23 protein-coding genes are annotated in these 25418 nt (G+C 42.5%); 5 read left to right on the plus strand and 18 right to left on the minus strand.

Features of this window, described 5'->3' with window-relative positions; genetic code table 11:
• The first annotated feature begins 81 nt into the window (after window positions 1-81).
• A complete protein-coding gene (locus ACXAFE_RS10120) occupies window positions 82-282 on the plus strand; it encodes a hypothetical protein (protein ID WP_475151921.1) in 201 nt (66 codons plus the stop codon).
• Here ACXAFE_RS10120 and ACXAFE_RS10125 read toward each other — a convergent pair.
• The 5 genes from ACXAFE_RS10125 to ACXAFE_RS10145 all read right to left on the minus strand — a co-directional run bounded on the left by ACXAFE_RS10125 (window position 279) and on the right by ACXAFE_RS10145 (window position 5193).
• A complete protein-coding gene (locus ACXAFE_RS10125) occupies window positions 279-2183 on the minus strand; it encodes a DNA topoisomerase III (protein ID WP_475151923.1) in 1905 nt (634 codons plus the stop codon). The two genes, ACXAFE_RS10120 and ACXAFE_RS10125, sit on opposite strands and share 4 nt — an antisense overlap.
• A gap of 69 nt (window positions 2184-2252) precedes the next feature.
• A complete protein-coding gene (locus ACXAFE_RS10130) occupies window positions 2253-2735 on the minus strand; it encodes a hypothetical protein (RefSeq protein WP_475151925.1) in 483 nt (160 codons plus the stop codon).
• A 252-nt stretch (window positions 2736-2987) separates the two neighbouring features.
• Window positions 2988-4607, minus strand: a complete 1620-nt coding sequence (locus ACXAFE_RS10135; RefSeq protein WP_475151930.1) for a PepSY-associated TM helix domain-containing protein — start codon at window positions 4605-4607, stop codon at window positions 2988-2990.
• Entirely contained in the window at window positions 4604-4930 is a 327-nt protein-coding gene (locus ACXAFE_RS10140) for a hypothetical protein (protein WP_475151933.1), read from the minus strand. The genes ACXAFE_RS10135 and ACXAFE_RS10140 overlap by 4 nt, the downstream gene beginning before the upstream one ends.
• Window positions 4927-5193, minus strand: a complete 267-nt coding sequence (locus tag ACXAFE_RS10145) for a hypothetical protein (RefSeq protein ID WP_475151935.1) — start codon at window positions 5191-5193, stop codon at window positions 4927-4929. The genes ACXAFE_RS10140 and ACXAFE_RS10145 overlap by 4 nt, the downstream gene beginning before the upstream one ends.
• Window positions 5194-5315: 122 nt before the next feature.
• Here ACXAFE_RS10145 and ACXAFE_RS10150 point away from each other — a divergent pair, with 122 nt between their 5' ends.
• On the plus strand, window positions 5316-7373 hold the full coding sequence (locus ACXAFE_RS10150; RefSeq protein WP_475151937.1) for a TonB-dependent receptor: 2058 nt from the start codon (window positions 5316-5318) through the stop codon (window positions 7371-7373).
• Between the two features lie 66 nt (window positions 7374-7439).
• Here ACXAFE_RS10150 and ACXAFE_RS10155 read toward each other — a convergent pair whose 3' ends face one another.
• Window positions 7440-8357 carry a flagellar motor protein MotB gene (locus tag ACXAFE_RS10155; protein WP_010561678.1) on the minus strand — a complete coding sequence of 306 codons (918 nt, stop codon included), beginning with the start codon at window positions 8355-8357 and terminating at the stop codon, window positions 7440-7442.
• A 3-nt stretch (window positions 8358-8360) separates the two neighbouring features.
• Window positions 8361-9122 carry a flagellar motor protein PomA gene (gene pomA / locus ACXAFE_RS10160; protein WP_010561679.1) on the minus strand — a complete coding sequence of 254 codons (762 nt, stop codon included), beginning with the start codon at window positions 9120-9122 and terminating at the stop codon, window positions 8361-8363.
• A gap of 419 nt (window positions 9123-9541) precedes the next feature.
• On the opposite strand from pomA, the gene xseB reads away from it, so the two are divergent.
• The 3 genes from xseB to dxs all read left to right on the plus strand — a co-directional run bounded on the left by xseB (window position 9542) and on the right by dxs (window position 12609).
• Window positions 9542-9775: an exodeoxyribonuclease VII small subunit gene (gene xseB, locus ACXAFE_RS10165; RefSeq protein WP_010561680.1), complete on the plus strand. Its 234-nt coding sequence runs from the start codon at window positions 9542-9544 to the stop codon at window positions 9773-9775.
• A 41-nt stretch (window positions 9776-9816) separates the two neighbouring features.
• Entirely contained in the window at window positions 9817-10674 is an 858-nt protein-coding gene (ispA, locus tag ACXAFE_RS10170; RefSeq protein WP_475153604.1) for a (2E,6E)-farnesyl diphosphate synthase, read from the plus strand.
• Between the two features lie 69 nt (window positions 10675-10743).
• Complete coding sequence (gene dxs, locus ACXAFE_RS10175; RefSeq protein WP_475151944.1) at window positions 10744-12609, plus strand: 1-deoxy-D-xylulose-5-phosphate synthase; 1866 nt, start codon at window positions 10744-10746, stop codon at window positions 12607-12609.
• A 71-nt stretch (window positions 12610-12680) separates the two neighbouring features.
• Here dxs and ACXAFE_RS10180 read toward each other — a convergent pair whose 3' ends face one another.
• The 11 genes from ACXAFE_RS10180 to ACXAFE_RS10230 form a co-directional block, all read right to left on the minus strand.
• Window positions 12681-15800, minus strand: coding sequence for a diguanylate cyclase domain-containing protein (locus ACXAFE_RS10180; protein WP_475151948.1), 3120 nt, complete (start codon window positions 15798-15800; stop codon window positions 12681-12683).
• A 14-nt stretch (window positions 15801-15814) separates the two neighbouring features.
• Window positions 15815-16285 (minus strand): phosphatidylglycerophosphatase A family protein, encoded by a 471-nt coding sequence (locus ACXAFE_RS10185; protein WP_100913855.1) that lies wholly within the window; start codon window positions 16283-16285, stop codon window positions 15815-15817.
• A gap of 11 nt (window positions 16286-16296) precedes the next feature.
• Window positions 16297-17265 (minus strand): thiamine-phosphate kinase, encoded by a 969-nt coding sequence (gene thiL, locus ACXAFE_RS10190; RefSeq protein ID WP_475151959.1) that lies wholly within the window; start codon window positions 17263-17265, stop codon window positions 16297-16299.
• Window positions 17266-17299: 34 nt separating this feature from the next.
• A complete protein-coding gene (nusB, locus tag ACXAFE_RS10195) occupies window positions 17300-17713 on the minus strand; it encodes a transcription antitermination factor NusB (RefSeq protein WP_475151963.1) in 414 nt (137 codons plus the stop codon).
• Between the two features lie 9 nt (window positions 17714-17722).
• On the minus strand, window positions 17723-18187 hold the full coding sequence (ribH, locus tag ACXAFE_RS10200; RefSeq protein WP_010561687.1) for a 6,7-dimethyl-8-ribityllumazine synthase: 465 nt from the start codon (window positions 18185-18187) through the stop codon (window positions 17723-17725).
• A 109-nt stretch (window positions 18188-18296) separates the two neighbouring features.
• Window positions 18297-19409, minus strand: a complete 1113-nt coding sequence (gene ribBA / locus ACXAFE_RS10205; RefSeq protein ID WP_054980017.1) for a bifunctional 3,4-dihydroxy-2-butanone-4-phosphate synthase/GTP cyclohydrolase II — start codon at window positions 19407-19409, stop codon at window positions 18297-18299.
• A gap of 24 nt (window positions 19410-19433) precedes the next feature.
• The gene (locus ACXAFE_RS10210; RefSeq protein WP_475151965.1) at window positions 19434-20093 is read right to left on the minus strand and encodes a riboflavin synthase; all 660 of its coding nucleotides are present in this window, start codon (window positions 20091-20093) and stop codon (window positions 19434-19436) included.
• A 1-nt stretch (window position 20094) separates the two neighbouring features.
• Window positions 20095-21216, minus strand: coding sequence for a bifunctional diaminohydroxyphosphoribosylaminopyrimidine deaminase/5-amino-6-(5-phosphoribosylamino)uracil reductase RibD (ribD, locus tag ACXAFE_RS10215; RefSeq protein WP_475151967.1), 1122 nt, complete (start codon window positions 21214-21216; stop codon window positions 20095-20097).
• 4 nt (window positions 21217-21220) lie between these two features.
• Window positions 21221-21670, minus strand: coding sequence for a transcriptional regulator NrdR (nrdR, locus tag ACXAFE_RS10220; protein ID WP_010561691.1), 450 nt, complete (start codon window positions 21668-21670; stop codon window positions 21221-21223).
• 70 nt (window positions 21671-21740) lie between these two features.
• The gene (glyA, locus tag ACXAFE_RS10225) at window positions 21741-22997 is read right to left on the minus strand and encodes a serine hydroxymethyltransferase (RefSeq protein ID WP_054980014.1); all 1257 of its coding nucleotides are present in this window, start codon (window positions 22995-22997) and stop codon (window positions 21741-21743) included.
• 199 nt (window positions 22998-23196) lie between these two features.
• A complete protein-coding gene (locus ACXAFE_RS10230) occupies window positions 23197-25374 on the minus strand; it encodes a patatin-like phospholipase family protein (protein ID WP_475151970.1) in 2178 nt (725 codons plus the stop codon).
• Between the last annotated feature and the right edge of the window lie 44 nt (window positions 25375-25418).

Here is a 25418-nt window from a genome sequence, read left to right on the forward strand (position 1 = left end):
ATCGATTACGCGTGGGCAACTGAAACTGAGCAAAATATCGCACAACTTTTTGCTGATAGGCTTGAGTTTTCAGATGTCACCTTGGTTAACTCCAGTTGTAAATCAACTCATTGCAAAATCACAGTTCAGCCTAATCAACAGCATACACTGATGATCGGTATGAACTTTGCCCGCCTGTTAGATGAGCAAACGTGGTCTAAAAACAGCTCAGCAATGTTTACATACGTAACTAATGAAAGCGGTGAAATGACGCTAATTTACAAACGTGACGGCTTGCTTTAAGCCGGCTTTTTACGTTTGTATCGGCGTTTAAACGGCTTTTGCTTGGGTGAGGGTAAATTACTAAATCCAGAGACGGGTGTTTCGCTAGCCAATTCAATATGACCTTGTAGCTCATTGAGTAATGGCGTCATAAAACTGCTGTAACTGCCATGCTTTTCAGCAATATGAGTAAGCTGCGACTCCCAAAGCGCGGTCATATCGGGCTTTGTTAATTTTTCAGGTAATACATTGATTAAGGCTTTGCCGGTTTCGGTGGCTAATATGTGTTTACCTTGGCGTTGTAAAAAGCCGCGTTTAAATAGTAATTCAATAATGCCAGCACGGGTGGCCTCGGTGCCTAGCCCGTCGGTGTCGCGCAGAATTTTTTTAATTTCAGCATCATCCACGTAACGCGCAATTCCGGTCATGGCACTTAATAAACTGGCATCATTAAAATGTTGTGGCGGCTCTGTTTGCTTTTCAACCAAGCGTCCTTGTTGGCAGGTGAATAGTTGCCCTTTTGAAAGCGCAGGTAGGGTTACTTCGTCTTTTAACTCGCTTTTACCCATAAGCACTTTAAAGCCTAGTTGGCTTTCGCGCTTTGCAGTCGCTTTAAACTTACCACCAGCAATTTCTGCCAACACTGTTGTGTCGTGATAAATATAATCTGGGTAAAACAATGCTAAATATTGGCGGCAAATAAGGCCGTAAACTTTTTCTTCTTCAAAGCCTAAACTCGCGCTTTTAAGCTTTTTACTGGTAGGAATAATAGCGTGGTGCGCCTCCACTTTTTTATCATTCCAACATTTATGCTTTCGTGACGTGTCGGCGTTTGCAATTAACTCACTCGTTTGCCCTTTGTTATTTTCTATCGCACTAAGCACCTGTGACGCTTCAAAAAAATGTTCATTGGGCAAATAGCGATTATCTGAACGTGGATACGTAATCAGCTTGTGTTTCTCATACAAGCTTTGGCAAATATCCAGCACTTTTTTGGCTGGCATTTTAAATAACTTTGCCGCATCGATCTGTAGTGCCGATAAATTATAAGGTAATGGCGGTGCTTGCTTTTTGGTTTTTTCCTCAACAGATAACACCTGCCCTTGTTGTCCCGTAATGCGGCTTATAACATTTTCACAAAGGCCCTTATGGAGCACACGGCCATCTTCATCTTGATAAGGCACGCACGCCTCACTTGGCAGCCATTTAGCTTGAAATTGCTCATCTTGCTCAGTGATATTCTCAGCGAGTACTTCAAAAAATGGGCGGCTGACAAAGTTTTCGATTTCTAAATCACGACGTACCACTAACCCTAAAATAGGTGTTTGTACCCGCCCAACCGAGAGCACTCCCGTATAGCCGCCTTGTTTACCTTTAATGGTATAAGCACGGGTTAAATTCATGCCAATTAACCAATCGGCACGCGAGCGTGCGAGCGCTGACACAGACAGTGGTATAAAATCGCGATTCGACTTTAAGTTGGCAAGCGCTTTTTTAACGGCGTTTAAGTTTAGGTCGCTGATCAGTAAGCGCTCGGTATTATCAAGTTTTGTTTTTGATACTTTCGCTTCACTAATAACTTCATCCACCAGCAACTGCCCTTCACGATCAGGGTCACCTGCATGCACAAGTTGGCTGGCTTGTTTTATGAGTTTTTTAAGCAAGGTGAGTTGTTTGCGAGTTTTAGCTTTGGCTTTTAATTGCCATGTGTCGGGCGCTATGGGTAAATCGCCTAAGTTCCATTTTTTATAGCGTTCATGGTATTCATCAGGCTCGGCAAGTTCAAGCAAATGACCAATGCACCATGACACCACATCACCATTACCCACAATAATATGGCCATCCATTTTTTTATGAGGCTTTGGCAGTGCATCGGCAATAGCACGCCCTAATGATGGTTTTTCTGCGATATAAAGTTTCAAATCAAAACAAACAACTGTATATAATTACAGTTAACTATATCGCATTACAGAATAAATGCTAATAAAGAATTATGCAGGTTGCGATTTTACAAAGAATTTGTTTTTTAAATAAACAAAAATGGGCATCCAGCAAAGTGCAACAATGGCTGTTTCAAACACAGGGTATATAAATTGATAGGGTGCTAGTGAGAAGTTGAAACTATTAAACCCCATGTCCATTGCACGAAATGCATTTAAGCAAATAATTGGAATACAAAAAAGTTGACCAAGCACTGATTGACGCCAAGAGACTTTATCCTTCAAACCTAAATAGGCAATGCTGCCCATCCATGCTAAATCATGGAGCAACCAAATAAAGTAGCGATAAAGGTTTTCTGAGTCCCACTCAATTAAATAAGGAAAGTAAAAATTAGCGAACAAAAAAAAGAACGCTGTGGTGCCAGCAAAAATCGCTCCTTGTTTTTGTTTTAAAGCTACAAGAAGTAAAAAAGAAATAACAACAAGTAAGGTTTGATAGCTGCCTAATACAATAAGCAGCTCTTTAATAGGCATTAGCGAATGCTATTTTTTATTTTCATCATCAGTACCACCACCGTTTCCACCGGTACCTGGCATATAAGAAAATTTATCTACTGTTTTCATAATTATCTCCTTGTAGTTGTTTTGCCTTAAGGCACCTTTCAAATTACTGAAATTACTAAAAAACACAAGTACTTTTTCATGAAAAATTATTTCATGTTATTACAAAGAAGTGTTTGCCTATAAAAAAACACCTTTTTGTACAGTCTCTATGCAAGTAACGGTTTACTTTGCGATGCTTGCAGTGCCTTCAACGTTTAGTTGCTTTGATTTATCGAGTGACCAAATACTCTCTTGGTCACCAAAGTAAGCGCGTTTTTCGAGGCGTTGATATGCTTTAAAGTAAATAAATGCCGTTATTATTGCGCATACTTCGAGCGTTATTTGCGATAATCCAGTTGCTGGCCATAAACCCAATGTGGGGATCACTAATGCAATAATCGACGTTAGCGGTACCCAAAGGCAGGCAACAATGCTTAATTTAATCAATACCATTGCGGCACTCGTTGCGCCTTTGTAAAAACTTAAACACAGCGCACCAATAAAGCAGCTATAGTAAATCCACATATACGCCGCATTAATGTTAATACCACCAATGGTCAACCATTTAGTTGCCGCAAAACAGCTTATTACACCAAGTAATGACCCCAAACACACACCAACAGTTAGGTTTGCCATAAAGCGAACCGACTTTGTTTGCCCACCTTGCTTTTGGCGACGTTTTTCAAGCCACAGCAAGTTGCCCGTGTAAAACAACAACGCACCCGCTAAGCCCATAATAAAGTAAAGCCAGCGTCCAAAGTTGCCACCGTAGCTGCCAAAATGCAGAGCAAAGAACGTACTTACTGCGCTGCCCCACACACCTTGATCGCCGTTTGCAACACTGCTGGTTTGTATTTCAAGTGTATACGGGTGCATAAAAATAAAATCGTTATTTGGTCCTCGCATAACTTGGTTTTCATTAACCAAAGAAATAGCCGCATTGGCACGTGCACCGCTTAAACCCGACAAACGAATTTCACTCACAGAATAACCAGGGGCATATTCCTTAGCCTTATTGATGTAATCTGATAAAGTCGGTAATTCAGCCAAGGAATATTCAACCTTACTTGGCGGATCAGATGGAAACATGGGCTTATCGCCATATACTTTTGAAAGCCCTGCATACAAAAAATCGTGAAACGCAAACACCACCACAGTAAACGCAATAATGATATGAAAGGGTAAACTCGCAATGCCAACTAAATTATGGGTATCTAGCCAAAAACGACTCGCCCCTTTTTTTGTACGCAGCGCGAAAAAGCTTTTGGTTAATGTTGGCAATAAAAAAATCACTCCAGACACTAAGGCAACAAAATATAAAAATGCCGCAAACCCCATTATAAACTCACCGAGGATATGGTGCCCCGCTACATCGCCTAAAATACCGCCTGTTCTATGCAGCATATCAACCAGTGCCGAAAGCTCATTTACATTGGCATCTTGTGTGATTATCTCGCCGTTTTGGTCAACACTGGCATTAACCACTTTGTCATCAAGCCGTAAACCGCGGCCTTGACCTTGGCTATACCATTGAAATGGCGAATGTGCCTCATCAAAACGTATGGTGAGTTCTTTTTGTGCTTGCTCGTGCTGCGCTAAAAGTTTTGGCAGCGCCGACTCAATTTTTGAAAACTCAACTTGTTCAAGCTTTACACTTGGTGGTGTGGCCCAATCATCAATGGCCATTCGAAACATGGTAATGCTGCCAGCAAAAAAGCCAATAAATAAAAACAGCCCTGCGATAATGCCCGTCCATGTATGAACGTTTTGATAAACCCTTAAAATATCACTTCTTACTTTCATAGCGTACTCCTTAGTAATACCCAAACGCTATAAACAAACACATTCGCTAGGCCTAGTTTAAGCCAGGCTACTTTGCCACTTTTGAATAAATACACAAAGGCAATAACACACAACCAAATTGGCGTAATTAACCACATGTTAAATTGCACACGCCACAAGGCGCGCTCGTTTGATAAGCTTGTTGTCAGATTATCAGGGCCAAACCATGCAAAAAGCGCTACCAGTCCATAACTTAAGAAAAACCCCAATACCACGCCCGCCAGTGTTTTTGACCACCAGTCAGGCTGAATCTTATTTTGCTGCCGACTAAGATGTTCACTCACGTTTTATTCCCCTTTAAAAATAACGCCATCAATGGCAAAGCAATCACACACAACATAATCACCATCAGGCCGATAAATAGCGAGGCACTAACAGCGTATTTAGCTGCCATTAGCACAAAAGCAAGTAGCAACATAAGATAGGCGATTGGGCGTAATTTTTTTGTAAGCGGTTTTACACGTAGCAGCTGATGTTTATTCGATAAATATAACAAGCCAACTGCAAACAACATGATTGTTGCAGGCAATACAATAAAATAACTCATTAAACGCCCCGTTAAACTAGTTTAAAAATTAAATAAATTTAAATTGATATGATAATTATTTGCATTTAGAATTCAATCCGTATTCATAATACTATTAATATCTTACAAAGGAAATCCCACAAATGCCTACAGCAAAGTCAATTGCTAGTTTTAAACTTAGTACCCTTACGTTAGTTATTTCAGCAAGTTTATATTCCGGCTTCACCATTGCAGAAGATGAGCAAGAATTAGAATCAATCGAAAAAATTATTGTGATTGGTGAAAAAGCCGACCGCACCTTAAAAGACACTGCATCTAGTGTATCTGTTATTACCGAAGAAACGCTGCGTTCAATACAAAACATTACGGTCAGTCAGGCGGTATCTGAAATTCCAAATGTGGTTGCGTTAACTGGCGCAGTGCCTGACATTCGAGGTGTATCTGGTAACGGCTCAGCAAGTGGTTTTAATGGCGTAACTGGCGGGGCTCGTGCTCGCGTTTCAACATTAATTGACGGCGTTGCCGAGCCCTTTATGGCTGATTTAACGGGTGATAGTGGTATTTGGGACGTTGAACAAATTGAAGTATTTCGCGGTCCGCAATCTACTAGTAATGGCCGCAACAGCTTAGGTGGCTTAATTTACATTAAAACCAAAGATCCTAGCTACGATTGGGAAGGTGCAGCACGTGTAGGCTATCGCAACCAAGACCAATATGTTGATGCGTCAGTTATGACTTCTGGTCCATTAATCGAAGATCAACTTGCGTTTCGTTTTACAGGTCAGCTACTGAGCGGTGAATCGTACGATAACAGTGTAATTTATGAAAGTCACAATCCAACATTTGATTTAGATGAATTAAAAACAACACGACTAAAAGCAAAGTTACTGTGGGAACCATCAGCATTAGAAGATTTTTCGGCACTTTTCACTGTTTCTGATAACCGAGAGAAAGGCGATACCGGGCGTAAATACTTCACAGCAGACAACCCTTGGGATTATATTCCAACAGGTCAACGTTATATGGATACAGACAGCACAACAGTAAGCGCTAAGTTTGACTATAAAGCATCAGACAATATTGCATTTGACTTATTAATTGCAGGTATGGATTACCAATGGGGTTTTGATAGTTATGACCCAGACATTACACGCCAGCAAACACTAACAACCGAAGAACAAAACCTTACTATTGATGGCAAGATGCGCTTCGGGTTAAACAATGATGCGCTTTATGGTTTTGTTGGTTTAGCCTATTTTGAACGTGAGCAAGATTATGAGAGTGTTGGCGGTTCAATTTATCATGGACACGATGAAAGTGACTCAAAAGCGTTGTACGGTGAAGTTAACTTTGAGTTTGCCAATGCCTTTACCCTGATTGTGGGTGGTCGTGTGGAAAAAGAATCACAGTATCGCGATTATTTTGGGAATGATGAGCTATCGGTACTTGACCAAGACAACACCATTACCCTGCCAAAACTAGTACTGCAATATGCCATTTCAGATGTGACAACAGCGACAGTGAGCGCACGTAAAGGCTATAACTCAGCGGGCGGCGCACTCGATTGGTTTGCGGGTGAATACTATTATTATGATTCTGAATCGGTTAATACTTTTGAAACAGGTATTCGCTCTAGCCTAAATAATGGCAATATTAACGTAAGCGCTAACCTTTTTTACAATGACTATTCAGATTACCAAGCAACTAATTTACAGCGCCGTATTTCAAATATCGACTCGGTCGTTACATACGGTTTAGAAGCCGAAATCAGCGCGATGGTAACGCAAGATCTTCGCTTAAACGCAGGTCTTGGCTTAATGAACTCAGAAATAAAAGATGATAGCCCACAATACGAAAGCATTAATGGTAACGAACTCAGTTCAGCACCGGGCATTACAGCCAACTTAGGCGCAAGTTACTGGTTTACCGATGCCTTATCGGCCAAAGCATCCGTTTCATATGTTGATGATTATTACGGTGAAATATCAAATTCAGAAGAGCGCATCGCTGGCGATTACACGGTAGCACGTGTCTCGCTTAACTACGAGCTTGAAAACTGGATCATCAATGCGTTTATCAATAATTTAGCTGATGAAGAAGCGGTTACAGTTTACGAACCAGCAGGTCGTCGTTACCCTGACGGTTATGCAGCGATTGTTGACCCACGTACATTTGGTGGCTCAATCACGTATCGTTTCTAATTAAATAGCCATAAAAAAAACCCCGCAGTTGCGGGGTTTTTTATTGAGAAAGTAGACCTTTATGCCCTAATTTGACTGTAAATCAATTGGTGTCGATTCTTTTGCCTTACCTTGCATAATTGATATTTCAACCCGACGGTTGCGGCGACGCGACTCTTCATCAACATTCGGCTCTAACGGTCTGGTATCTGCGCGACCAATTACCACCATGCGACCTTTGTCAAACGACGGTACTTTTTGCATTTCCGTTGCTACCGCAACAGCGCGCTTAGCAGAAAGATCCCAATTATTAGTGTAAAGCTCGTTGCTCACTTGAAAATCATCGGTATGACCCGATACCGTGATTTCGCCGGGCACATCATTTAGTAACGCCGCTATTTCTTGAATAATCGGCTTAAACTGTGGCTGTAAAAATGCACTACCCGATGGAAACGAGCCATTTTCCCGAATACGGATCACAATTTGCTGACCGAGCGATTCTAATTCAATTGCGCCATCAATAATTTGTTGCTCCAGCTGCTGCGCGATTTTTTTAAGTAGCTCGTTGGTTTTTTCTTGCTGCGCTTCACTGGCGGTCTGTTTAGAGGTACTTGCCGATTCGCCACCTCGGCGATTACCGCGTTGCTCTTGCCTACCACCTGCACTGTCTTCTTCACCGGCTTGAAATTCAAGCATTTGCTGAGTCATCTCAACGGTTTGCTGCTGAATTGTTTCTATCGGCGTTGGGTCGGGCTTACCTGGACGAAACTCCATAGCAATAACGCTAGTACCTTTTGGAATGTCTTTAACTTCAATCTTATTTTGTACACCAAATGCAAACTTCATCGAGCCTGCAATCTGCTTAAACTTCAGTACATCCATTTCTGAGAAAGCTAATAACAATACAAAGAAGCACATTAATAGCGACATTAAATCAGCAAAGGTGCCCATCCACGCCGGTAATCCGGGGGGCGGGCATTTACACTCTTCTGCTTCGTCCGACATCGTCTACCCCTCAGTATCCACTTGGCGTTTAGACTCTGCTAAATAGTTTTTCAAAATACCTTCGATCACTTTTGGATTTTGGCCATCTTGAATACCTAAAATAGCGTCTAAAATTAAGCGCTGATTGAGTTGCTCTTCGTCTTTACGGTTTTCTAATTTAGCTTGAATTGGAATGGCGATTACGTTCGCAAGGAATGCACCATAAAGTGTTGTAAGTAAAGCAACCGCCATTGCTGGACCGATGGCTTTTGGGTCATCCATGTTCGATAACATGGCTACCAGACCAATCAAGGTACCAATCATGCCCATCGCGGGCGCAACATCACCCAATGCTTTAAACAATCCAGCGCCAGCCTCATGACGTGTTGTGGTTAAACTAATATCTTTTTGCAATGTGGCACGCACTACATCAGCGTCATGACCATCCACTAGCATATCAATGCCTTTACGCATAAAAGGGTTAGGGATATCAGCTTCTTCTAGTGCTAAAAAGCCGCCTTTACGGGCTGCATCTGCCAGCTCTACTGATTTTTCGATAAGTTCTTCTGGCGCTTCAATTTTAAACATAAAGGCCTTACCGGCGACTTTACCTATGCCAAAAAATTGCCCCATAGTGTAGTTAGAGAGTACAACAAATAATGAACCACAAAATACAATGAGTACTGAGGGCACATCGACAAACATGCCAATATCACCACCCATGACCATTGCCATCACAATGAAACCGATTGCACCGACAATGCCTATAACCGTTGCTAAATCCACTTTGACTCCCAGTTGTAATACTTATAAACCAAATTTGGGTTTTAAATTTGAGGCTCAATATGCTTGCGTGAAGACAAGATACCGTAACTATTATAATAATTTACTTTTATTTATCGGCAAGCGCTAGCAAAGTATTAGTAATTTATTTTGCATACATCAACTTAGCGTTCAGTAAAAACAGTGGCATGATGTCCGCCCCAGACAGAATCACCTTAATACTGCTAGCAATAAAGTTTAGCCGCATTTATCACAAATTTATGCGCTCTAACCCAACCTTTAACAAATTAATTTAGCTCAAATAGGAGTAAAACAAAGCGTTAAAGCACATTCGTTAGGTTATTTAGCAAGTTAAATTGAATTAGCGCGGCAATAACCATAAAATTAGCCAATTCTTTTTTACTTTGCGTGGCAGGTAACTTATGGCGAGCAAAAAGCCTGAAAATTTAAGCTTCGAAGAAGCCATTTCAGAACTTTCAACAATTGTAACTGAAATGGAACACGGTGATTTGCCTCTCGAAACAGCGTTAAAGCAATTTGAGCGTGGTATTGCCCTCGCCTCAGCTTCATCACAAAAGCTTGAGCAAGCACAACAAAAAGTGCAAATCTTGATGGGGCAAAATGACAATGCCCAACTTGTGGATTTTAACCAATAGGCGTTCCATTGAATTCTGTCGACTCTATAATCTCTGCGTATTTGCCGCGCATTGAAGAAAATTTGAGTGCGCTGAGCACAGCGTCACATCACACGGATGAAAAACTCGTAGCCGCATGTCGCTACAGTTTATTAAATGGTGGAAAACGTTTACGACCGATTTTGGTTTACCTAACAGGTGAATTATTTAACGCCGACAACGCCGACCTAGACCGAATTGCATGCGCAATTGAGTGTATTCATAGCTATTCGTTAGTACACGATGACCTGCCAGCGATGGATGATGATGAACTGCGCCGCGGCAGACCAACATGTCACATTGCCTACGATGAAGCGACTGCAATTTTAGTCGGCGATGCACTGCAGTGTTTAGCATTTGAAACCATTACTGAATCACAATTCAATGGCACTACTGTTAACAACCAGCTAAAAATCGTGAACACGTTAGCAAATGCGTCTGGATTATTAGGTATGTGTGGCGGACAAGCACTTGATATTGCGGCAACCGATTCGGTAATTACCCTAACTCAACTTGAGCAAGTACATAAATTAAAAACCGGTGCATTGCTAAAATCGGCAATTAAAATGGGCGCTCTTGCCGGTAATGCCAACGAATTAGAAATTGCGGCACTAGCACGCTATGCTGAAGCAATTGGCCTTGCATTCCAAGTTCAAGACGACATTCTTGATGTTGAAGGTGATACCCACACCTTAGGTAAACCACAAGGATCAGACATCGAAGCCAACAAAGCAACCTACCCTGCTTTACTCGGTATTGAAGGCGCAAAAGATAAAGCGCGAAATCTTGTGAACCAAGCAATTGACGCTTTGTCTGAAATAGATGCCGATACAGGTCGACTCAAAGCGATTGCAGAATATATAATTGCTAGAGATCACTGATCCCTAGTATGCCAAATAAGCGATAACAATAAATTGGCGACTCATTTTTAGGATAGAATTTAAAACATCATGACATTTGATAGTAGCAAGTATCCATTATTAAGCTTAGCGAATACGCCAGAGCAACTGCGCGAAATACCGCAGCAAAACTTGGCTGAGCTAAGCGATGAACTGAGAGAGTACTTACTTAACTCGGTATCACAAAGTAGTGGGCACCTCGCCTCAGGTCTTGGCACCGTTGAGCTAACTGTGGCGTTGCATTACGTATATAACACACCATTTGACCGTTTGATTTGGGATGTTGGCCATCAGGCGTATCCACATAAAATTTTAACTGGTCGCCGTGAGCAAATGCATACCATTCGCCAAAAAGATGGTTTGCACCCGTTTCCTTTCCGTGAAGAAAGTGAATACGATACCTTTAGCGTAGGCCATTCAAGTACCTCAATTTCTGCGGCACTTGGTATGGCACTGGCGTCTGAAAAAGAAGGCCAAGACCGTAAAGTCGTTGCCGTTATTGGTGATGGTGCGATTACCGCGGGTATGGCATTTGAAGCAATGAATCACGCCGGTGACTTAAACCCCGATATGCTGGTCATTCTAAACGACAACGAAATGTCGATTTCAGAAAACGTAGGTGCGCTCAACAACCACTTTGCGCGTATTCTGTCAGGTAGCTTTTATACCAACATTCGTGAAGGCGGTAAAAAGCTACTGTCAGGCATGCCACCGGTAAAAGAGCTGGCAAGTCGTATGGAAGAGCACCTTAAAGGTATGGTGATCCCAGGTACGTTTTTTGAAGAGTTAGGCTTTAACTACATTGGGCCAATTGATGGCCATGATGTTGGCATGCTAACCGACACCTTACGTAATATGCGTAACTTAAAGGGCCCGCAATTACTTCACGTACGCACTCAAAAAGGTAAAGGCTATAAACCAGCAGAAGCTGATCCAATTGGCTACCACGGCGTACCAAAGTTTGACCCAAGCGAAACCAGCTTACCAAAGTCAAAACCAAGCGCACCTACTTTCTCAAAAGTATTTGGCGATTGGTTATGCGATATGGCCGCAAAAGACCCGAAACTTATGGCAATTACGCCTGCGATGCGTGAAGGTTCAGGCATGGTGCGATTTTCAAAAGAGTTCCCAAGCCAATATTATGATGCGGCAATTGCTGAACAACACGCAGTAACCTTAGGTGCAGGCTTAGCCTGTGAAGGGCTTACCCCAGTTGTGGCGATTTACTCAAGCTTTTTACAACGTGGTTACGATCAACTTATCCACGATGTAGCATTGCAAAATTTACCAGTAATGTTTGCCATCGACCGCGCTGGCGTGGTAGGTGCAGACGGTGAAACTCACCAAGGTGCATACGACTTAAGCTATATGCGCTGTATTCCAAATATGGTGATAATGGCACCAAGTGATTTAGACGAATGTCGTCAAATGCTTTACACCGGCCATCTGCATCAAGGACCAAGTGCGGTACGTTACCCTCGCGGCAGCGCAGGCGACATTATGCCAAATGATGCGATGAGCGCACTTGAGATTGGTAAAGCTAAGGTTATTCGTGAAGGTAAGGACACAGCCATTTTAAGCTTTGGCACCTTGCTTGACGAAGCAAAGCAAGTGGCTGAAGCGCTTAACGCGACACTACTTGATATGCGTTTTGTTAAGCCACTTGACGAAACGGCAATTAAACAGCTTGCAGCTTCTCACAGGACGTTAGTTACCATTGAAGATAACGCGCTTATGGGCGGCGCAGGTTCTGCTGTGAACGAATTTGTGATGGCAGAAAAGTTAAGCATACCGGTACTTAACTTAGGCTTACCTGATGTGTTTATTAAACACGGTACGCAGCAAGAGATCCATCAAGAGCTTGGCCTTGACGCTGACGGTATTCAAAAGAGTATCGAAGCGTACTTAGCCAAATAGCGCATTCCTTAAGAATTCAGGTTTCAGCAACTTTCTGAAATCTGAATTCTAAATGTTCTCACTTACCTATTTTATATCTCAGAAATATGCAGTTTAGCTTGCTCTGAATCTAATAACGATTCTAACTGCTGAGCAACACGTTCACTGTCTTCAAATTCAAACGCATCGATATTATCTGAAAAGCTAAAATAAGCGACACTGCCCGGTTTTTTCGCCTTTGCTTTTTGCAGTGCAATATCGGCAATTTTAATGGATGTTTCCCAGCTAATAATTTGCCCGCCTAGCAACGGTAGCGGATAAAATGCCCAACCAACCGAGCCTGTTAGTTTTGTTTTACGGCCATCAGGCATAACAAAGTTTTGCCCAGCAAGCTGATGACTAATACTGCGCGCAAACTGATGTACAGCGCTCTTTTGCATATCCCTTAGTAAAATCAAAAACTCGTCGCCACTCCAACGTACCACATAGTCGGCACCTTGTACCTGCTCTGTCAGCAAGGACGCAATTTGCTGTAAACAGTTATCGCCAGCAAACGAACCAAACACATCGTTTACACGGCTAAACTTGTCTAAGTTCAAAATCAGCAGTGCCATACATTTACCCTGAATTTCAAGGCTTTCGCGGTTACTTTGGAAATGCTCGATGTCTTTCGGTAGTTGATCAAATAAGAAGCGACGACTGCGAAGGCCTGTAAGCTCATCTGAGTGACTTACCAGTTTTAGCCTGTCATTGGCTTTATTAAGTTGCTCATTCGCTGAAATAAGCGCCTGTGTGCGCGTTTCAACTAAGCGTTCTAGTTCTTCTTGCTTACGACGCTCTTGATTGCGATAAAACAGAAACACAATATACAGGGCAAGAATAAACGACATCACAACGATTAAACGAAACACCACAGTTTCATCGAATGCTTTTGGAATAATCAACGTTTGTGAGATTGTATCGGCACTACTCCACTCTTGTCCGCGTCGTTTTGCTTGCAGTTCAAAAATAAACTGTCCAGCTGGTAAGTTTGCATAGTTTGCTTCACGGCTATTATTTGCTTCGCGCCATACCCCATCAAGACCTACAAGGCGGTAGCGAAAATCAATTTCAGAGGCTGTTTGGAAATTAATTGCGGTATAACCCAGTGTTAAATTTCGTTCCTCGGTTTGCAGTGTAAGCGTATCGACCTCAGGTACTGAATAGGTATTTTTCTCGCCACCGTTATCGGCCGTGACCGTTTCAATAATCGGACGAATATCACTTTCACTAAATAACCGAATATTGGTTGGGATTTCAACTAAACCAGATTTACTTGGATACCACAAGCTCGAACCAACACGAGCAATTGCACCAAGCGCATTACCCGAACAACACTGACTGGTTTTGCCATCAAGCTGTTTATTGTAAGGTGAGATAACCTGTTCAACTTCAAGGGAGTGAATGCCTTCTTCAAACTGTTTAAGCGGCAAGCGATAGACACCTTTGCTAGTGCTCACCCATAAATAGTTCAGTACTTGATCAAAATGCAAACTTAAAATAGGTCCGTAAGGCAAGCCATTAGATACATCTAACTGACGCCAAACGCCTTTTTCACTGCGATAAAATAAGCCATTATTTTGCGTTGCAACAAACAGCCTATTTTCAACGGGGAGAATAAAACTGATATTTGATTCAGCTAATGCGCTGCCCATGGCTAAACGCTCGATACCACGCTCACTGAAAAAATAAGCGCCGCGCGAAGTGCCTAAGTAACCTTTGCCATTTTGCTCATCGATAAAGGTAATGTATTTACTATCAAGAAACGAGTTATAAACAAACGAGCGTAACCCGTTAAAGGCCAAACGATATAAACCACGATCTGTGGCTAACCAAACGCCGCCTTGCTCTGCACTTTCGATAGCAAACACGGCTGTTGCACGCAAGGTTGCAGCATCAAGCTTAAGTAATTCTTTACCATCGTAAACAAAGGCCCCACGGTTCGTTGCGATAAATAAACGCGAGCCCTGAAAATGTAAATCATGAACAGTCAAACCGCCGAGTTTTGCAGCCGCGATTTCTACGTTAAATAAACCGCTTTCATCTAAATAACCAATACCGTTTTTGGTAGCTAACCATAAACGCTGATCTTCTCCGTACTTTAGCGTAGTAACCGATTGATTTAAGCCTTTACTATCGCGATGACGTTTTACTTGGCTAGGGCGCGCTTGCCACAATCCTTCGGTTAAACTTGCAAGCCAAATAATGTCATCTTGCCCTCTGAAAATATCGGAAAACCAAACCGTTTGCTCAAGGTCTGACTGCTCAATCCACTGCCAAATACCACTGCTATCGCGATACAATAACCGCCCTTTAGTCGAAACCCACAATGAACCATCCGAATCGTACATGAATTTATATACTGTGGCGTTATTGGCATAGGGTAATGAAAAAGGTCTTAACTCTTGGTCAATATCAAGAAAGTAAGCGCCAACTTCAGAGGCAATAAATAAGTCCCCTTCCAGCCACGCTAAGTCGTATAATACCGATTGTGCTAAGCGCTGTGGCAATGAAATACGTTCAGTAATTTCAAAGCGAATTTTACCGGTAGTTTCATTCGCTAAACTTTGTAAATGTAGTAAGAAGCGATCGTTAATAAGCCAAATACCGTCAGGCGACAGTGCCATTTTGCGCACTTCACCAATCAGTTTCACTAAGGCATTTCGTTTATTGCTAAAGTTATTATTGGTGTCACTTACACCAAGCAGCTGAGAAATGGTATTGAGTTTTTGGTTGGAGTAAAGGTAAAGACTGTTCGATGCAATCCAGATACGGCCGTTGTTATCTTGTGCGATATCACGTACTGGACCGTTTAAACTAAAGCGCTCTGATGTCAGCTCACTTGGGCTAAATTTAACTAGCCCGTTATCGGTGCCAATCCATAAAAAACCGTCGTTATCGATAAGCAAACTGTTAATTGCATTGCTTGGCAAAAAATCACTGTTGTTAACATTAAAATTAGTAAAGCGATTACCGTCGAAACGACTCAAGCCGAACTGGGAGCCAATCCACAAGTAACCTTGTTGATCTTGTACAATGTTTTTAAGTGATTGTGATGCAAGCCCGTGCTGAATATGCCACTGTTTTACCACATAGTCATCAAGCGAAGCGTATGTCGGTTTGAGTGTACTAAGCAGTACAACTGTAAATAACAATATTAAGCGAAACAGCACGGTTTATCTCATTATTAAATTAGCCCGTAATAAACAACTAGCTGTAAACATATAAGTGAAAATATCCCTGCCAGAATATCGTCAACCATAATGCCAAAGCCACCTTTTACGTGTTTATCGAGCAGTGTGATCGGCCAAGGTTTAACAATATCGAAAAAGCGGAATAAGATAAAGCCAACCAGTAAGGTTTGCCACGAAATCGCGGCACCAATCATGGTGATATAAAAACCCGCAACTTCATCCCAAACAATGGATGGGTGATCATGTACGCCAGCATCGCGACTTGCAACGTCACAAAACCAAATACCTATAGCGCAAATTGCAATCGCAACAACCAACTGTAGCCACAGCGGCGCCATCATAGTAAGGAAAATAAACGGAATTGCCGCTAAGGTACCAAAGGTGCCAGGTGCTTTAGGCGCCAGTCCTAAACCAAAACCCAGCGCACAGAAATGTGTAAATTTTTTTAAGTTAAATTGTGCCACGCACACTCCGATTATTCTGCATTAAAGTGCTCAAAGCCACATTGCGTTAATGTTAACGGTTTACCTTCAAGCGTCAATTCAACCTTACCAACATTATTGTTGATTTGACCGATACACGACAGAGCAACGCCATACTGTTTGAGCGTCATTTCAACTGTGGTACGACGTTCTTCCGGTAACGTGAATAGCAGCTGATATTCATCACCATAGGTTAAGGCATAATTAAGCGCTGACTCTAATGGCAATACGTCTTTTATTGTTGCCGCCAGTGGGATATTTTCAGCAAACAATTTAGCACCAACGCCCGACATCTGACAAATATGGCCGAGATCGGCAATTAAACCATCTGAAATATCAATACAACTGGTTGCTTTGCCACGTAACATTTGCCCTGCGGCAACTTGTGGTGTGGGGTAATCAAACGCTTTATTGGCATTGGTAAACTGCTGCTCAGTAAGCGATACTTTGCCATACTTGCTATCAATTACGAGCCCAGCATCACCGAGTGACCCCGTAACAAACACCCAATCACCATTTTTTGCACCACTGCGCGTTAAAGCACTGCCATTTGGCACAAAACCTTTAGCACAAATACTAATGGTTAATGGGCCCTGTGTCGTGTCACCACCGACAATTTGCACATTGTAGTACTCAGCAATTTCATGCATTCCTTGGGTGAACTGCTCAAGCCATTTTGTCTCGGCGTTTGGCAGCGTAAGCGCCACAGAAATCCACGCAGGCTCTGCGCCCATTGCGGCTAGGTCACTTAAGTTTACGGCAAGCGCTCTATAGCCCAGTGCTTTTGGGTCGATATCTTTAAAAAAGTGAACACCTTCAACAAGGGTATCTGTGGTCACAGCTAATTGGCAGTTTTCAGGAACGTTTATCAGTGCTGCATCGTCACCAATGCTCAATGAGACATCTTTACGTGCGACACCGCGGCCTTTGAAAAAGTGAGAGATTAATTCAAATTCTTGCATGCACAAAAAAGCCGGCCTAAAGCCGGCTCTCCAATTATTTCTTTCTAAGCTGATTCTGGGTCTTATCTAGCACCCCGTTCACAAACTTATGGCTATCATCAGCAGCAAATAGTTTTGCCAGCTCAATACCTTCATTGATAGCAACTTTGTAAGGTACGTCTTCGCGGAACTTAAGTTCATAACAAGACAGACGCAAAATCGCTTTCTCGATTAAATCGATTTCTTCAAAAGGACGATCTAAATGCGGCGTAACAGCTTCATCTAGCGCCTTATGATTGACTGCAACACCACGTGCTAAGTCTTTAAAATAATCCACATCAATTTTGGTTACGTCGTTTTCGACAAGCATTTGTTGTTCGATATCTGCAACCGGATTACCGCTTACTTGCCATGAATAAATTGCTTGTAATGCCAGTTTACGGGCTTTACGTCTAGCTGCTGGTTTCATTAAGTACCCTTAAATTTGTTCTAACAGGTTAACCATTTCTAGCGCACCTAAAGCAGCTTCGCCACCTTTGTTGCCCATTTTGGTGCCTGCACGCTCAATTGCTTGCTCGATGTTTTCAGTTGTTAAAACACCAAACGCTACAGGAATGTCGTAGTCTAGCGATACACTTGCTAGGCCTTTATTTGACTCATTAGCAACTAAGTCAAAGTGCGGCGTACCACCACGAATAATCACACCAAGTGAAATGATTGCATCAAATTCTTTCTTTGCTGCGATGCGCTTAGCTGCTAGAGGAAGCTCTACAGCACCTGGTACATAAACAACGGTAATATCGTCGTCATTTACATCACCAATACGCTTTAAGGTATCAACTGCACCATCAAGTAAGCTTTTACCAATGAAATCGTTAAAGCGAGAAATAACGATAGCAAACTTTTTCCCTTGAGCGTTTAATTTACCTTCAATCACTTTCATTTTATGCCCTTCTCTTTGGCTAATTCATTTATCGCGCAATCGCAAAGGCGCGGAGTTTATCATACTAAATTAAATTTTTTTAGGCTTATTTTTAGGCTTGTGGTTGAGCCTATTGCGGCTCAACATATTCAACTACTTCTAAGCCAAAACCTGAAATCGCATGGTACTTCTTCGGCATGCTCATTAAACGCATTTTATGAATGCCTAAATCAGCCAAAATTTGAGAACCTACACCTACGGTGCGCGATGTACCTTGGAACTTGCGAACGCTCGGGCTTTCGCCTTTGTCTTGTGCTTCAAACGCTTTAAACAAGTGCTCTAGTTCTTCAGGGTTTTCGTGTTTCGCTAAAATAACTAATACACCGTTATTTTCAGCGATGTACTTCATCGCACCTGACAGTGTCCAACTGCGATCAGATGCCCTATCTGACAATAAAATATCGTTGAACGTACTTTGTAAGTGAACACGTACTAAGGTTGCATCATCTTCTTTTACGTCACCCTTTTTCATTGCGTAATGAAGTTGGCCGTCGATGGTGTCTTTATACGTCACTAGATCAAACTCACCGTGTTCAGTTGGCAATTTACATTCTGCTACACGTTCAATAGTGGCTTCATTTAAGTTGCGGTATTCAATTAAATCGGCAATGGTACCCATTTTTAAACCGTGCTCTTTAGCAAAAATTTCTAGGTCTGGGCGGCGCGCCATGGTGCCATCTGGATTGAGTATTTCAACGATCACTGAAGATGGCTCGCAGCCTGCTAAGCGCGCTAAATCACAACCGGCTTCGGTGTGTCCTGCACGAGTCAATACCCCACCCGGTTGCGCCATAATTGGAAAAATGTGACCTGGCTGTACGATATCGTCAGGTACCGCACCTTTTGCCACTGCAGCTTGCACTGTGCGTGCACGGTCTGCTGCTGAAATACCCGTTGTTACACCCTTTGCCGCTTCAATCGACATGGTAAAATTGGTAGAAAACTGTGCGCCGTTATTGCTTACCATTAGTGGTAAGTTAAGTTGCTGGCAACGCTCTTGTGTTAGCGTTAAACAAATCAAACCACGGCCATGTGTCGCCATAAAGTTAATTGCATCGGCACTAATGTGCTCAGATGCCATAATTAAGTCGCCTTCATTTTCACGGTCTTCGTCATCCATCAGAATGACCATTTTACCTAGACGGATATCTTCAATAATTTCTGCTGCAGTGTGTAAGCCCATTTTGTTACCTTTGCTTGCGACTGGTTATCGATTCATAAAGCCAGCTTGCGCTAGAAGCTCATGAGTGAGAGAACTGGTTGGTTTTGCATCTTGCTGTGGCATCATTAAACGCTCTAAATAGCGTGCGAGCTGATCCACTTCTAAATTCACTGTGCTACCTACTTTAAAGCCACTAATCGTGGTTTCGCCTGCTGTGTGTGGCACAATAGTTAGCTTAAATTCGTTGTCGTTTATTTCGTTTACGGTAAGGCTAATGCCATCAATGCAAACCGAGCCTTTATACGGAATGTACTTGAGTAATTGCGCTGGTGCACAAAGCCAGTAATCGGTTGCACGGGCATTGGCTTCAATACGGGTTACGGTAGCAATGCCGTCTATATGCCCTGAAACTAAATGACCGCCTAAACGCGACTGAGGCATTAACGCTTTTTCAAGGTTAACGGTTTGCCCAACTTGATAGTTTTCAAAGTTGGTTAACGATAGGGTTTCTTTTGATACATCGGCTACATAGCCGTGGCCTGTTAAAGCAATAACCGTTAGACATACGCCATTGGTTGCGATGCTGTCGCCTAATTTAACATCAGCCAAATCAAGTTTGCCTGAGTTAATAGTAACGCGCATGTCGCCAGCAATCATTTCAATTGCCGCAACGTTTCCGGTTGCTTCTATAATGCCTGTAAACATATTAATTTCTTTTAACTAATGCATGTAGACAGATATCCTGTCCAACTTGCTTGAGTGTGTTTATTTCAAGTTCAGGGACTTGAGACATGGTTGAAAATGTTGGCAAGTTAATCAAGCTCTTACTACTGTGTCCCATCAATTTAGGCGCCATAAACAAAACAAGTTCATCGACCAACTGTTGTTCGAACATTTTACCTGCCAAGGTTGCGCCCGCTTCTAACAATACTAAGTTAACGCCGCGCTCTGCTAATAATGACAATAAAGCGTGTAAATCTACTTTGCTATTGTTTTTATCAACCACTACTTGTTCAACAAAATGCGGCCAAGTATGCGATTTATCAAGAGTTGTACGTGCAATAATTATTTTAGATGGTTGCTGAAATAACGCGAGATCTGGCGTAAGTCGGTTTTGCGAATCAATAATCACACGTATTGGCTGGCGAGTACTGTGTTTTGCATCAAGATCTGTTAATTCATCAGGGCGGACATTTAACTTCGCATTATCGATAATAACGGTATCAGCGCCCGACAGTACTGCACAGCTTTCAGCGCGTAAATCTTGCACAGCGCGGCGCGATTCGCTGCTGGTAATCCACTTACTTTCACCATTTTCAAGTGCCGTTTTGCCATCAAGGCTTGCCGCGAGTTTACAGCGTACATAAGGTAAGTTGGTGCGCATGCGTTTTAAAAAGCCCAAATTGAGCGCTTCGGCTTCATGGTTTAATAAGCCAAAATCGGTTTCGATTCCGGCATCTTCGAGCATTTTTAAGCCGCGACCTGCGACTTCTGGGTTTGGATCAACCATAGCAGCAACAACACGGCTAACGCCTGCTTTAATAAGGCCTTCAGCACATGGCGGCGTACGGCCATAATGCGAACACGGCTCGAGCGTAACATACGCGGTTGCCCCTTTAGCGTTATCGTCAACCATTTTCAGTGCATGCACTTCGGCATGAGGGCCACCCGCTTGAATATGAAAACCTTCACCGATGATTTGATTATCTTTAACTAAAACGCAACCTACATTGGGATTAGGCGTAGTGGTAAATCGACCGCGTTTAGCAAGCTCGATGGCGCGCGCCATATATTTGTGGTCACATTCAGAAAAGCGATTGTTGTGCATCAGATTACTCACCTAAGCGTGCGATTTCTTCGCCAAATTCTTTAATGTCTTCAAATGAGCGGTAAACAGATGCAAAACGTACGTAAGCAACTTTATCGAGTTTTTTCAGCGCTTCCATAATAAATTCGCCGACTGTTTTACTATCAACTTCGCGCTCACCTGTTGCACGCAATTGCGATTTAATTTGGTGTACTACTTCTTCTACTTGTTCTGTACTGACAGGGCGCTTTTCTAGCGCACGATGCAAGCCATTGCGAAGTTTATCTTCATTAAACGGCTCTCGGCTGCCGTCTTGCTTGATTACACGTGGCATAACAAGCTCGGCACCTTCAAAGGTAGTAAAACGTTCGTGACATTCATTACATTCGCGACGGCGGCGAACCTGATGACCACCACCTACTAAGCGTGAATCGATAACTTTGGTGTCATTGGCTGTACAAAAAGGACAATGCATAAACAACTCTCGAAAGAAAAAAGGCCGCAAAAAAGCGGCCTTATCATATCATGTTAACAATGAGAAAACATTATGCGTAAACAGGGTGTTTCGCACAAATTGCTTTTACTTTCTCACGTACTTCATCTTGTACTTTTGTATCTTCGATGTTGTCTAGAACATCACAGATCCAGCCAGTTAACTCTTTTGCTTCTGCTTCTTTAAAACCACGACGTGTGATTGCAGGAGAACCAATACGTAGGCCAGATGTTACAAATGGAGAACGTGGATCGTTTGGTACTGAGTTTTTGTTAACTGTAATGTAAGCATTACCAAGTGCTGCGTCTGCATCTTTACCTGTGATATCTTTGTTGATTAAATCAAGTAAGAATAGGTGGTTGTCTGTTTTACCAGAAACAACGTCGTAGCCACGAGCTTTGAATACTTCAACCATAGCTTGCGCATTTTTAACAACTTGTGTTTGGTATGCTTTGAACTCTGGCTCTAGTGCTTCTTTAAATGCAACCGCTTTAGCAGCGATAACGTGACATAAAGGACCACCTTGACCACCTGGGAATACCGCAGAGTTTAACTTTTTGTAAATCTCTTCGTCGCCACAGTTAGACACGATTAAGCCACCGCGAGGACCTGCTAATGTTTTGTGCGTAGTTGTTGTAACAACGTGTGCAAATGGTACTGGGCTTGGGTAAACGCCTGCAGCAACAAGGCCAGCAACGTGTGCCATATCAACTAGAAGGTAAGCACCTACTTTGTCTGCGATTTCACGGAATTTAGCCCAATCAACAATACCTGAGTATGCTGAGAAACCACCGATGATCATTTTAGGCTTGTGCTCTAGTGCTAGCGCTTCAACTTGTGCGTAGTCGATTTCGCCAGTTTCTTCGTTTAGGCCGTACTGAACTGCGTTGTACGTTTTACCTGAGAAGTTTACGTGTGAACCGTGAGTTAGGTGACCGCCGTGTGCAAGGCTCATACCTAAAACTGTGTCGCCCGGCTGAAGCAACGCTTGGAATACTGCCGCGTTTGCTTGTGAACCTGCGTGCGGTTGTACGTTTGCGTAATCTGTGCCGAATAATTCGTTAGCGCGATCAATTGCTAATTGCTCAACAACATCAACGTGCTCACAACCACCGTAGTAACGCTTGTAAGGGTAACCTTCCGCGTATTTGTTAGTTAACTGAGAACCTTGTGCTTCAAGTACACGCGGGCTACAGTAGTTTTCAGACGCGATAAGTTCGATATGCTCTTCTTGACGCTGCTTTTCGTTTTCCATTGCGCCAAATAGTTCTGGATCAAAATCCGAGATATTCATGCTACGTTCTAACATGGTTACTCCTAAATAGAAGATGGTTGTGGGATAAAGGGCGTATTGTACGCTTAAAAAGCGCCCTTGCCTACTTTGTATATGTGAAGTTATTTAAACAGGGATTGAAAATTTTTCACAGTGTATTTTTAATGATATTTTTAAATCGAAACATAAATATTTAAAATACAAAACAAACCATTCATTAAATTTAATTATACAACTACCAGTGTTTGCCTAATGAGACAAAAAAGCTGGATTCGCCATCATCGGTTGCACCAAAACCAAATGCAGCTGGGCCAAAGCGTGTATCGGTGCCAACAAACAAGCTGCTGGCAAAAATAAGTTCAGATAAATCGACACTTTGTTGAATATCCCACACATTGCCTACTTCAGCACTCACACCAAGGTAAAGTGGCATGCTGGTCATATTAAGCATATCGCGACCTAAATCGTATTGATAAATCACTGCGCCAAACGCTTTTTTAGGACCGTTTAACACGTTTTTGCCATAACCCGATAAATTTAAAAAGCCGCCCAAGCGCTCAGTGTTAACGGTAAACGTACCGTCTGATTCATAACTGGTATACGATGCTGTGCCAACTAAGCCATGGTGGCGAATAGAAAAAGCGCCGCGCCAATCAATTTTGTATTTACTGGCATAGCGACTGTCGATTGGATCAAGGCGATCGTCATACGCTTCTTTAAAACGACCATAATAAACACGTAGTCGATTACCTTGAGTTGGAAAACTAATGCTATCTAAGGTGTCATACATCAAACTGCTGTAAAAGCCCGTTTGATCAAAGGGGAATTTATCATTAATCAATGATTTTTGTTCAAGTTCGCCTACATCCCGTATTGTGCCAAACTCAAATCGCCAAAAATTATTAATGTTGTAGCCGAGCGCTAAATTACCACGCAGGTGATTCTTTTCTAAGTCAAAGTACGCTTGCGTTACCGTTTGTAGCTTGTATCTGTCTTTGATAAACGCAAAGCGAGCACGCGTATAATAGTCATCTCCTGCGTTTAGTGGTTGATAAAACTCGGTCGCGATATACTCTTCAAAACCAAGCGAAATCTCATTGCGCCAAAGTCCTCCATAGCGATTAATATTGCTACGCGTAAACGCCATATCAATCGAGAGCACCGAGTTTACTGTCACGTCACTTTGATAATTAGCGCCAAAATCTAAGTAATTTGGCCCCCACGATTTGCCAATTGTTTTTAATACTAACACTCGCCCTTGCTCGGTATCTTTAAACTCGGTTTCAACACGCTCAAATTCATTGAGCGCATAGACGCGATTTACCGCCTGCTGCACATCATGCTCTGACGGAGTGTCTCCGGGGTAAATCGAAAAGTGTTTGAGTATCAATTTATTATTAACGTCTGACAAATTATCCAACGAAATCGCAAGTACTGGGTTATAAATTGGCTGAAACCACACTTGGCTACGCTCGCGTTTAGCGACTTGATAAGCTTCAAATGCACTCGGTGAAATAGCTAAGGTTTGCAGTTTTGGTTCCGCGATTTTTGCAGCGGCAAGGCCGCGCACTAACGACTCTTCTAAATCAGCCCAGTCAGTGGTGCTTAAGTCATCAATGTCGGGGCGAATATATATGTCCTTTTCACTTAGCAAACGTTTTTGCCATTGTGTTGAGGCATTGGTCAAAATGGTAGAAAGTTGGCCAAGTACTTCCATAGTTGATGTGAACTCATTCGACTGAGCAAGTGATGCACCTATATCTACGGCTATAACGATATCTGCGCCCATCTCTTTTACTACGTCAACCGGCAAATTATTGGCGATGCCACCATCAACCAGCAAGCGACCATCAATTTCGGTCGGCTGCACAGCTCCCGGTACCGAGGCCGAAGCTTGCATTGCTTCAGCAATACTACCAGATGAAATTACCACAGCTTCACTGGTCGATAAATCGGTCGCAATTGCGCGATACGGTATTGCCAGCTGGTCAAAATCATCAAACAAATGCACTGAACGGGTGGAATTTCGCAATAAACGACTCATACTTTGCCCGACAAGCAAACCTTTAGATGAGCGCAATGCACCGTCACGAATACCAAAATTCAGCTGTAGATTATATTTATCGCGTAACTCTTTGTCGCGGTAGCGTAATACTTCTCTTGGAATATCATCTGAATAACCTTGGTTCCAATCTTCATTAAGCATAAATTTTTCAATTTCACTTGCTGAATAACCCAAGGCATACATACCTGCAACATAAGCACCAATGCTAGTACCGGCGATATAATCGATTTTTACATTGTTCGCTTCAAGTACCTTTAACACACCGATGTGCGCGCCACCTTTGGCACCGCCCCCACCGAGCACTAAACCTATTTTTGGCTGATTCGATGCAGTCAGTTCAAAACTCATCAATATTGAACAAAATAAAAGGTAAAGAGAGGTTTTATTAAGCG

This window comes from Pseudoalteromonas sp. ABV4_021 (assembly GCF_056159365.1).